We start from the raw sequence: 9,717 nt of genomic DNA, 5'->3' as shown, positions 1-9,717 counted from the left end.
TTTGTAAGATATTCATAAGTCTATTATGCAGGAAAAAGGAAGAAAAAGAAACCCCCTAACCCCTCAAGATTGAGGGGAAGGGGAGCTGAATAGGCGAAGCCTATTTTTTACGATTATAATAGTGCAAATAGTTGTAAAGTATGATATTATGAGAAGCAAATTGGAATTTATTAAGGGGGAGTGGAAAAATGGTCTTATTGGTTGTAGATACACAAAAGGCACTTGTTAATGATGAATTATATAATTACAATGAGTTTATTGATAATATTCAACTGTTAATTAAAAAAGCACGAGAAAACAATGTTGAAGTCATTTATGTTGTACATGATGATGGCATTGGGAGCGGTTTAACAAAAGGTACTGATGGTTTTGAAGTATTTGAAAAATTTAAGCCATTATCTAATGAGAAATTGTTTGTTAAAAGTGTGAACAGTGCATTTAAAGATACTGGTTTAGTTGAGTATTTAGCAGAAAATAATGAAAAAGACATAATTATTGTTGGACTTCAAACCGATAAATGTATCAATGCAACAGTAATAAGCGGATTTGAATATGGCTTTAATTTGATTGTACCTGCATTTGCAAATTCGACGATAAACAATAATTATATGGATAACCAAAAAAGTTACCGATATTATAACGAATTTATGTGGCATGAACGTTATGCTGAATGTATTTCCATAGAGGAAACTATAAAAAGAATGGACAGCTAAATTCCAGTTTGTAGCAGACAGTTTTTTAATAGACTGTCTGCTTTTCCTTTTCAATCATAATTGATAGTGGTGCTATAAAATGGTTCATATCCGTTGTGAAAAGACCATTTAGAGTGGTATAGATTGATTGTAAGGATAGTGGGAGTTCCATTGATTTGATTATGTTCTGCTTCGATTTTCGTTACCACTTCATCAGTATTCCAGTATTGATATACAATAACTTGTAATTCGGTATCACGATTAGCCCCATTGCTGAATGACATACTATTAAATACAAGATAATCGGGTAAACTAATGTAATAAAGAACACCTGCAAGTAAGGTTAGAATAATAGTGACAAATAATAATTTCTTTTTCATTTTGATATACCTCTGTTTCTATATAGTTATAGGAATAACTATATAGTACCTCACTATATAGTGAATTACTACATAAAGATTTATTGAATATACTTTTATGTAGAGGTGAGGTAATGAAGTATGGACATTTGGAACTTCACATAGAGGAACTGCTGAAAGAAAAAGGAATTAGTAAGAATACCATTTGTAAGGAATTGGATATACCGAGGTCTAATTTTAATCGTTATTGCAGAAATGAATTTCAGAGATTAGACGCACAACTAATCTGTAAACTGTGCAGTTACTTGGATTGTGGAATAGAAGAATTGATAGAGTATGTGAAAGAATGAGAGTCTGTCGGATTGAAGAAAAATCGTGCAGGCTTTAATTGTGTCAAGAAAAAGAGAAAACCTAGTGAGGTCAAGGAACAAGGCGTAGCCGATACGCCGTAGGGCAGTCCTTGACGGAACGGACACAGCCAACAGAACCATGATACAGCAGAGGACTTGAAAGGTCAGAAACCTTGCAAGTCCTCTTGTCTGTTACTGGGCGTTGTGTTTTAAGTAAAGTGCTTCTTTTACCACTTCTTTTTCAAATGCTTTGATATGACAATCATGTACTTCATTGTCGATATAAAAGCAATCGTCAGTCTGTGAGTAGGCAAGTTTGGTAACTTTCGGTTCATAAGTTTTTGTATCAATTCCGTAATAGTAAATCGTGGCGGTTGTTAATACCATGTGAATACTTTCAAAATCTCTTGTAAAAATAGTATGCCTGTCGGAATAGAAGAAATCAGACGGACATTCGTAGAACTCGGAACTATCTTCTTTCAAAAATAAAGGTAATATGTGCATTGCATTTCCAGCACGATTGACAAGAACATAAAAGCGTGGAATGAGGGCGGCATATTGGGTCATCATGGCAATATATATATCGTCTAAATTATCAAGAAGATACTCGGAACAGGTGTTGTTGTAAAAGACGTATTGCAGAGCGTTGTCATTTTGGCTTGTGTGTTCCATAGGCACATTTTGTCCGTAAAGCCACCGCAAGTCTACATCTAAGGAGTCAGCAATCAATTCCATTTTATCGGCTTTTGGATTGTACTGTCCTGAAAGATAGGAACTGAACGCCCCTTTGCTGATACCTGTATCTTTGACTATATCCACTTGTTTTTTATTTTTTGCCTTCATGGCAAATTTAATTCGTTCTGCGATTGTATTCATCTGAAAAACCCCTCTTTCCATATCTCGTTATAACTTCTCATATCTTATCGTCTAAGGACACTATACCACAAGTTCAGAAAAAAGAAAACACAAAGTTTATAAAAAACTAAACTTTGTGTTGCGAAACGAATGTGTCTGTGCTAATATACAATCAGGTTCAGAAATAACTGAACTGAACGACGTCGTAATGAGAAAATGAAAATATGAGAAACTGACCTATCGGTTCAACGGGGAGAAAGGAACGTGTATGCAGATTACATTGACAAAAGAACAGGTAAAAGAAGCCTTTGGAGAACTTCGTTTCATGGGTGCGGATAACTGTTACCGCTATGATAAAGACAGTAAGAAGAAAACAGAGGAAGTGGAAGCTTTAAAACTTCATCTTGGAAGCATGAAACTTGGGAACAGCGTGGATATTCGCTTGGAAGCAACGGAACTTCCGAAGATTGAGCCTTATGCTGTGGTGGAACTGGAAGAACCAGTTTATGCCCCTTATGTGCAGAGAGGAAACTTCCCTGTATTAGTGGAGAAGATTACCTGTAAGGGTATCCGCCCTGTTCCAAACAAAACTATGTAGGAGGTCAAAGTTCCTGCCCTCGTTCTGACGTACCAAACGGCAGGTTGAGGGCAGGGCAATGGCAACGCCATTGCAGATAGACAAGGAGGTTTGATAAACTTGGAAGAAAGAAGCGGAAGTTTTCTTCCAGAACTCCCCTACACTAACAGGGGAGTAATACGACAGAAAGAAGAATTAAGTGCTTTGATAGATTGGTGTCAGATAACGATTAAGGAAGTTCCGTTAGAAGCAGTCATAGAAGATGTGTTGAGAATACCTATGGAACTTATGACGGTAACAGGCTATGAAAAGGGGATTGCAGGACATGAGGTTGTGGCTATCTTCGATAATATCAAGGTGCTAAAGCCGACAGGAAATGCACAGTATCAAGGCTTTCAGATTTTAATGAGTGGGAAAGGTTGTCGCAACTATGAAAATTTTTTACAACTCAATGAGGAAACATGGTTTGATTTCTTAAACAGAGTTTGTCAGTATCACATCAACTTTCCTCGGATTGATTTGGCGATAGACGACAGAAAACCGTATTTGAGTATTCCCGATTTGATTGTAAGGACAAAAGAGGGATTGCTTTCCTCAAAGTTACGGGAGATAGATTTTCACGATTCGGGAGAACTGAAAGAGGAAGTGTTTCAGAGTAAAGGAGGCAGTCTTTATCTCGGCAGTTCAGCCAGTAATTTGAGATTGGTATTTTATGAAAAAGGATATGAACAGAATAAAAAGTATGGAACAGAATTAGATGAAAATTGGAACAGATATGAATTGAGATTTCGGCAGGAAATGGCAGTAAGTGTAGTACAGGAATTATTGAGATATAGAGATGTGGCAGGACTGGCAATGGAAGTATTAAACAGCAAAATACGATTTTTAGAAATGCCGACAGACAGCACGACAACACGAAAAAGACTTTATCCAACCTATCAAGCGTGGGCGGAACTGATGAAAGATATAGGCAAGGTCAAACTTACCATGCAACCGCAGAAGAAAAGTCTTCAAAAGGTGTGGGAGTGGTTGGAAAAATATGTTGCACCGTCTTTGAAACTGTTTGCAGAGGTTGGAAAGATAGAGAAAAGAGATTATATTGGTAATCTTGTAGCAAATGGAGAAATGAATATTACACAGAAACAGTTGTATGATGATTACATAAAAGCAAGAAGATTAGGCGAAAGGGGGTAATCGTATCGAGAAAGCATTACTGAATATAAATGAATTTTGTGAGTATATGGGGATTGGAAAAACAAAGGCAAGAGAACTGTTGAACAACCCTAAAAATAGATTTACGGTACGCATTGGTAATCGGTTGTATGCAAATAAGAAATTACTTGATGAATGGCTGGAATATCAATGCAAAAGGGCTTGAAAAGAAAATGGGGTGTCGATATAATGAAAATTGAAATATTTACTTTACCATTTTTCTTTCAGTAGAAGAAAGGAAAGTTGGTATGGGTAAAGATTTAAAGGGCAAAGAACTCGGTAAGGGAATTTCACAGAGATCAGACGGACGCTATATTGCAAGATTTACAAGCAAAACAGGAAAACGAAAAACGCTTTATGATTTTAAACTGAATGAATTAAAACGAAAGTTGCGAGAAGCGGTTTATGAAGATGAACATGGTTTGAATGGCAATGGCGAAAGTATCACTTTAAACGCATGGTATGTAACGTGGACAGAGTTGTATAAGAAGAAAACAGTTAAAATGACTACGATATATAAAAACCACAGTTACTACAATTCAAGAGTGAAGAACTCTATCGGAAAGATGTATTTGCAGGACATTAAAACATATCACGTTCAGAAGTTTTTGAATGATTTGATAGACAGCGGTCTTGCACATGGAACGGTATCGAATATCAGATTTATGTTAAGCGATATGCTTGATAAGGCGGTATTGAGCGAATACATTAGAAAAAATCCCTGTATCGGTGTGGAAATGCCGAAAGAAGTGAAAAAGGAAAGGCGTGTATTAACAAGAGAGGAACAGGAAAAATTCTTTACATTTGCTTCTTCCTACATACACATCAATGTTTTGAAATTTGCTGTGACAACAGGTTGTCGGATTGGAGAAGTGCTTGGGCTGAAATGGGAAGATTGTGACTTTGAAAAAAGAGAAATTACAATCAATAAGACAATTCATTATTCAAAGGCTTCTAGTCCCGTCGAGGGTTCAAAGTTTTTCTACACAACCGCCAAAACCATATTCTTAGGTCATTCCACGCTGGCAATGACAACCGATTTATACACGCACGTTTCAGAAGAAAAGAAAAAAGAAGAAGTAGCCGAACTGAAAATATTGGCTTAAAATTGGAGTAAAAATGGAGTAAATCAGAAGATAGATAGCGAAAAACAGCGTAAAATCAACATTTTCGAGTAGATATAAATATTGTGCAGAAATAATAACGAAAAGAGCCTTTTCCCTTGTAATTCAAGGGTTTAGGCTCTTCTTTTATATTCTGTGATACTGAAATGATACTATTATTTACACTTTCTTGATTTTGTTTACTATTTCGCTTTGTGTAGAAGGGAACAAGTGAGAATATATTTTTAGGGTAATATCTGCAGATTCGTGCCCTAATCTATTGGCCACAAGTACCGGATTAGCTCCTAAATTAATGAGCATGGAAGCGTGTGAATGTCTCAAATCATGTACACGTATCTGCTTTACTCCGGCTTTCTCTGCCCTGTCCATTAAGATGCTACGGACGTACTGAGGGCGCTTGTTGAATATTCGTTCTTCCGGATCAGGCTTATATAAATGACTCACATATTGTTTGAGTTCATCAGTTAAAAACTCCGGCATTATGATAGTTCGTTCGCTCCCAGCAGTCTTTGGTGGGTTTATCAAATCTTTTCCGGTTACCCTGTAATATGTTTTCGTGATGGAAATTGTATTTTCTTTGAAATTAATATCTTTTAACGTAAGGGCGAGGGCTTCCCCTACTCTCATGCCAGTATAGTACAGTAATTCAAAGAGTGTGAAATACTCTATATTGTCTTTGCAGGCTTCTGAGAACTGTTTATATTCTTCCGGTGTCCAAAAGTCGATTTTACGGCTTTTTAATGAGCCTATGGACTTGGTGCAAGGATTCTTTGCCAAGCCAATATATTCCACCGCATAGGCAAAGATAGCCTTTAAATATACATTGATTGTATGAGAGTAAGATTCGCTCAGACCTTTATTGAGAATTTCCGTCTGCCAGGCTGCAATATCTGCCGGGGAGATGTCTGAGACAATTCTATCCTTGAAGAATGGCAGTACATGTGTGTTAAGCATACCGAAACGGGTCACTGCAGAGCTTTCCCGGATTCTCGGCGTAATGTATGCCTTATACTTCTCATAGAGGGATTCAAAGGTTATATCGGGATCCTTTGCAAATTGTTCCAAGAATTTTCTTTCCCAGTCTTTTGCTTCACGCTGAAGCTTGAACCCTCTCTTTAGTTTCTGCTTCTTTTCTCCCTGCCAATTCGTATAGTAGAATTTACAGTACCATGTTCCCCGATTAGTGTCTTTATAAGTTGCCATGTGTATATCTCCTTTCATTTCAAGCCGGGCAGCGTGTGAAATGGTTGAAGATATAAGGCGTAGAAAATTCGACGGTGTTTAGATTTCTTAAGGTGCTAAAATTTTCGCGGGCGCAATATTGCTTTCGGCTCAAATTTCGGCGGCTTCGTACGTTTTTCGCACGAATATATTTAACGGGAGCAATATTCACTTGGTTTAGCCGATTTTTACAAGCGTACTTTTAGGTACGGTTATTAAACTATTTACTGCCGTAGATTTTCCTACACTTGTAAAGGGGTCACCAAAATACTGACACCCTTTATTCTTCCGAATTAATCGAACTTCTAAACTGTCAATTCGGCAGTTCAGCGGAAATTTCCGCTCTACTCGTTGAAATTTCGATGAGCTCAAGATTGAGCTGTCCGAAATAAGGACACCCGAAATTCAGATGTGACTAATAGTAACATCCGAAAAATAAACAATGCCGGTGAAATCAACCAAAGGAATTTTCCCTTCGTTAGGTGTAGATATTTCTACGTCTACTAAAATTTTAGTTATCGGTTGAGCCGAGCTCAATTTTGAGCTGACCAATACATGTTATTCTTCCGAATTATCGGTGTTTTCTTCGGAAGTTATTCTTTGATATTCCGGGATCTTGGTTAGCAGTTCTACTTGTTCTATGGCTTTTTCTTGACCTAGAGCATTCAATTTAAACATTAAATCTTGCATTTTAATATTTTTATTTTTGAAGAATTCTTTTTGTAAGGTTTCAAACTCCGATTCTTTATCTACAATATCATCATATTCAACATACTCATCATCTTCGTAATCAGATTTTAAAATATCTAAAAACTTGTCAAAAACGCCTTTTTTTGATTTGTTAGATGCAACAGATATATCGTTGATGTCGTATAATTCATCTAAAGTAATATTAAAATAATCTGCAAGCCTTTGAGCTGCGTCAACAGATGGCGTTCTTTGTCCCTTTTCCCAATAGTTTATCGATGACTGAGCTACACCAATAGCGTCAGCGAGCTTTTTTTGAGAAATATTATTATTCAATCTAAGTTCTCTAATTTTTTCATGTAAGCCCATTTTATCACCTCCGTATATTTACTATATCACAAAACGAATTTAAAATAAATCACTTTTGTTATTGACATTTAATCAAATTAGTGATATTTTTAAAATCACAATAGTGATTGACGGAGGTGAGAAAATGACAATTAACAATTTGAAATTTGAAATCGCTCTTGCAAACAGTGGTCTGACAATGGCCCAAGCAGCAGAAAGGGCAGGATTGAGCCGGCAGCGTTTTTCTGTAATTTTAAATCAGAAGAATGCGACGCCTCAAGCAATTGGCAAAATTGCCAAGGGTGTAGGCGTAAGAGTGGAAGAAATCATCGAAACAGAATAAAATACGCCGGGCAGCGTGTGAAGTGATTGAAAGGAGTTGATTAAATGAGTAAGCAGGTATACACGGCGAAAGACATTTCAGAGATTCTTGGAGTATCTGAGAGTAAAAGTTACCAATATATCCGACAAATGAATAAAGAACTAGAAGAAAAAGGTTTTTTAATTTGCCGTGGTCGTATCCCAGTGGCGTATTTTCAAGAAAGGTTCTTCGGTACAAAAACGGTAGGTGAGTAGATGGCAAACAGAAGAGAACTACTTGACAGCATATCTTGCGATATGAGACTTGATAAGTCATTCTTTATGAAAATCTATGGCTACGAGCTTACATGGGCAGGATTTGCCGAAGATGCTCTTACACGGCTTGAATTTTTAGGCTGTAGCAGGGCGAGGGAGTATTACAACCGCTTTGTTAATGAGTATGAAAAAGAGCATAATCAACAGATGAAGAATGTGGCGAATTGGCACAAGAAACAGTGTGAAGATGAATTTGAAGAATATGAGAGAGAGGCGGTGAGAGATTGGGGATTGAAAAATACTCGGCAGAAGAACTGCTCGCAGAAGCAGAACGAAAGCTTAGTGCAGAAACTGGAAAGACTGAAAAAGTGTCTTTAATATGTGTGGGTGATGTTGAAGAGGAAGAGGTTGAGTGGCTTTATTGTCCCTATATACCCCGTGGAAAAGTAACACTATGCGCCGCATATCCTGGTACTGGAAAAACTTATCTATTATGTTATATGTCAGCGTGTGTTAGCACAGGAAAGCAATTTTTTAACATATCGCCGTTTAATAGTGAACCGGGCAAAGTGGTTTTTTTAACATCTGAGGATGGCATAGGCGATACGATAAAGAAGAGGTTAAGAATATGTGGGGCTGATACAAATAAAATTTATACAGTGGTGGACAAAAAGAATCAATTGTATTTTGATAGTCCAGAGATAGAGCAGTATATGAAGGAGGTTAAGCCAGAATTAATGATATTCGACCCTTTTCAATCTTACATAGGCTCAGAAATTGACATGAACGCCCCAAATAAGACAAGAGAACAAATGGGGCATATTGTAGAACTCGCAGAAAAATACAATGTTGCTGTGGTCATAATTTGCCACTTTAATAAGAATGGCAAGGGCGATGCAATAACAAGAGTTTTAGGGTCTACTGATATTATGGGGGCATGCAGAAGTTATATAGCCCTTGGAAACGTTCCGGGAGAGGATGACATAAAGTTTATGTCACACGAGAAGTCAAGTCTTGAAAAGAAAGGAAAAACAGTACTCTTTGAGATTGATCCAGATAAGGGCGGTATTGTTTATCTTGGAGAAAATACTCTTTCTATGGACGATTATACAGCCATCAGAAACAAGAAAAGGGCAAAAAATGCACCTGCTATCGAGGGCGCAAAGGAATTTATCGTCAATAATATGCCGGAAGGACGGAGACTTGCAAAAGAGTTAAAGAACTTGGCAGCGGCGAACAAGATTTCTGATAGATCGCTCCAACGAGCGCGAGATGAGCTTGGCATTATCACGAAAATGACAAAAACTTTCCCTTCTCAGGCTGAGTGGATTTTACCGGGGCATGAAAATGTCGAAAACGAGCCAAAACAAGAGAAACTTGATTTACAGACAGAAAAATCTCTATAGAAGCACTTCTAAACTTGGCACAACAGAAGAAAAGCTCATAAAATCAATATTTTTACAGTTATGCCAAAATGGCACACCTACAAGCCATGACTGTACAGTAACTCAGTTATGCCAGATTGGCACAACAGAAGAAAAGCCTTAGAATCAAGGGCTTTGCACAGTTGAGCCAGTACAATAGTGCGCCCTATAGGAAAGAATAAGAAAGACTAACTATTAAAAGTCAAGTCTAAAATGAAAGGTTTTTAAATGAATTGCAAAAATGCATTTCAGATATAGTTGAACCTTGAAAACTGCATGACAAACAGAGTGT

At 37.2% G+C, this 9,717-nt stretch carries 14 protein-coding genes; 10 read left to right on the top strand and 4 right to left on the bottom strand.

Annotated elements, in window-relative coordinates; all coding sequences use genetic code 11:
* Positions 1-188: 188 nt before the first annotated feature.
* Positions 189-713, top strand: coding sequence for an isochorismatase family protein (locus tag ACTQXY_RS14545; protein WP_441660063.1), 525 nt, complete (start codon positions 189-191; stop codon positions 711-713).
* A gap of 50 nt (positions 714-763) precedes the next feature.
* On the opposite strand, the gene ACTQXY_RS14540 is transcribed toward ACTQXY_RS14545, so the two are convergent.
* Positions 764-1,072: a hypothetical protein gene (locus ACTQXY_RS14540; RefSeq protein ID WP_441660062.1), complete on the bottom strand. Its 309-nt coding sequence runs from the start codon at positions 1,070-1,072 to the stop codon at positions 764-766.
* A gap of 113 nt (positions 1,073-1,185) precedes the next feature.
* Between ACTQXY_RS14540 and ACTQXY_RS14535 the strand changes: the two genes are divergently transcribed.
* Positions 1,186-1,401 (top strand): helix-turn-helix domain-containing protein, encoded by a 216-nt coding sequence (locus tag ACTQXY_RS14535; protein ID WP_004611575.1) that lies wholly within the window; start codon positions 1,186-1,188, stop codon positions 1,399-1,401.
* 192 nt (positions 1,402-1,593) lie between these two features.
* Here ACTQXY_RS14535 and ACTQXY_RS14530 read toward each other — a convergent pair whose 3' ends face one another.
* The gene (locus ACTQXY_RS14530; protein ID WP_441660061.1) at positions 1,594-2,277 is read right to left on the bottom strand and encodes a helix-turn-helix domain-containing protein; all 684 of its coding nucleotides are present in this window, start codon (positions 2,275-2,277) and stop codon (positions 1,594-1,596) included.
* A gap of 247 nt (positions 2,278-2,524) precedes the next feature.
* Between ACTQXY_RS14530 and ACTQXY_RS14525 the strand changes: the two genes are divergently transcribed.
* The 4 genes from ACTQXY_RS14525 (at position 2,525) to ACTQXY_RS14510 (ending at position 5,151) form a co-directional block, all read left to right on the top strand.
* Positions 2,525-2,854, top strand: a complete 330-nt coding sequence (locus ACTQXY_RS14525; RefSeq protein WP_015543380.1) for a hypothetical protein — start codon at positions 2,525-2,527, stop codon at positions 2,852-2,854.
* 90 nt (positions 2,855-2,944) lie between these two features.
* Positions 2,945-4,027, top strand: coding sequence for a replication initiation factor domain-containing protein (locus ACTQXY_RS14520; protein ID WP_441660060.1), 1,083 nt, complete (start codon positions 2,945-2,947; stop codon positions 4,025-4,027).
* Positions 4,028-4,031: 4 nt separating this feature from the next.
* A complete protein-coding gene (locus ACTQXY_RS14515; protein ID WP_081445676.1) occupies positions 4,032-4,211 on the top strand; it encodes a MerR family transcriptional regulator in 180 nt (59 codons plus the stop codon).
* A gap of 82 nt (positions 4,212-4,293) precedes the next feature.
* Complete coding sequence (locus ACTQXY_RS14510; protein WP_441660059.1) at positions 4,294-5,151, top strand: tyrosine-type recombinase/integrase; 858 nt, start codon at positions 4,294-4,296, stop codon at positions 5,149-5,151.
* Between the two features lie 177 nt (positions 5,152-5,328).
* On the opposite strand, the gene ACTQXY_RS14505 is transcribed toward ACTQXY_RS14510, so the two are convergent.
* On the bottom strand, positions 5,329-6,372 hold the full coding sequence (locus tag ACTQXY_RS14505) for a tyrosine-type recombinase/integrase (RefSeq protein WP_441660058.1): 1,044 nt from the start codon (positions 6,370-6,372) through the stop codon (positions 5,329-5,331).
* 576 nt (positions 6,373-6,948) lie between these two features.
* A complete protein-coding gene (locus ACTQXY_RS14500) occupies positions 6,949-7,446 on the bottom strand; it encodes a helix-turn-helix domain-containing protein (protein ID WP_441660057.1) in 498 nt (165 codons plus the stop codon).
* Positions 7,447-7,570: 124 nt separating this feature from the next.
* Between ACTQXY_RS14500 and ACTQXY_RS14495 the strand changes: the two genes are divergently transcribed.
* From ACTQXY_RS14495 to ACTQXY_RS14480, 4 genes are read left to right on the top strand one after another with little or no spacing between them, the layout of a single operon-like run.
* Positions 7,571-7,768 carry a helix-turn-helix domain-containing protein gene (locus ACTQXY_RS14495; RefSeq protein ID WP_441660056.1) on the top strand — a complete coding sequence of 66 codons (198 nt, stop codon included), beginning with the start codon at positions 7,571-7,573 and terminating at the stop codon, positions 7,766-7,768.
* Positions 7,769-7,812: 44 nt separating this feature from the next.
* Entirely contained in the window at positions 7,813-8,001 is a 189-nt protein-coding gene (locus ACTQXY_RS14490; RefSeq protein WP_441660055.1) for a hypothetical protein, read from the top strand.
* On the top strand, positions 8,002-8,379 hold the full coding sequence (locus ACTQXY_RS14485; protein ID WP_441660054.1) for a hypothetical protein: 378 nt from the start codon (positions 8,002-8,004) through the stop codon (positions 8,377-8,379).
* Positions 8,286-9,407 (top strand): AAA family ATPase, encoded by a 1,122-nt coding sequence (locus ACTQXY_RS14480; protein ID WP_441660053.1) that lies wholly within the window; start codon positions 8,286-8,288, stop codon positions 9,405-9,407. Before ACTQXY_RS14485 ends, ACTQXY_RS14480 begins: the two co-directional genes overlap by 94 nt.
* The last annotated feature ends 310 nt before the right edge of the window (positions 9,408-9,717 follow it).

It is taken from the genome of Faecalimonas sp. LCP19S3_D12 (assembly GCF_052121495.1).
In the GTDB taxonomy this organism is placed as follows: domain Bacteria; phylum Bacillota; class Clostridia; order Lachnospirales; family Lachnospiraceae; genus Faecalimonas.
This window is presented reverse-complemented; position numbering and strand designations above follow the sequence as displayed.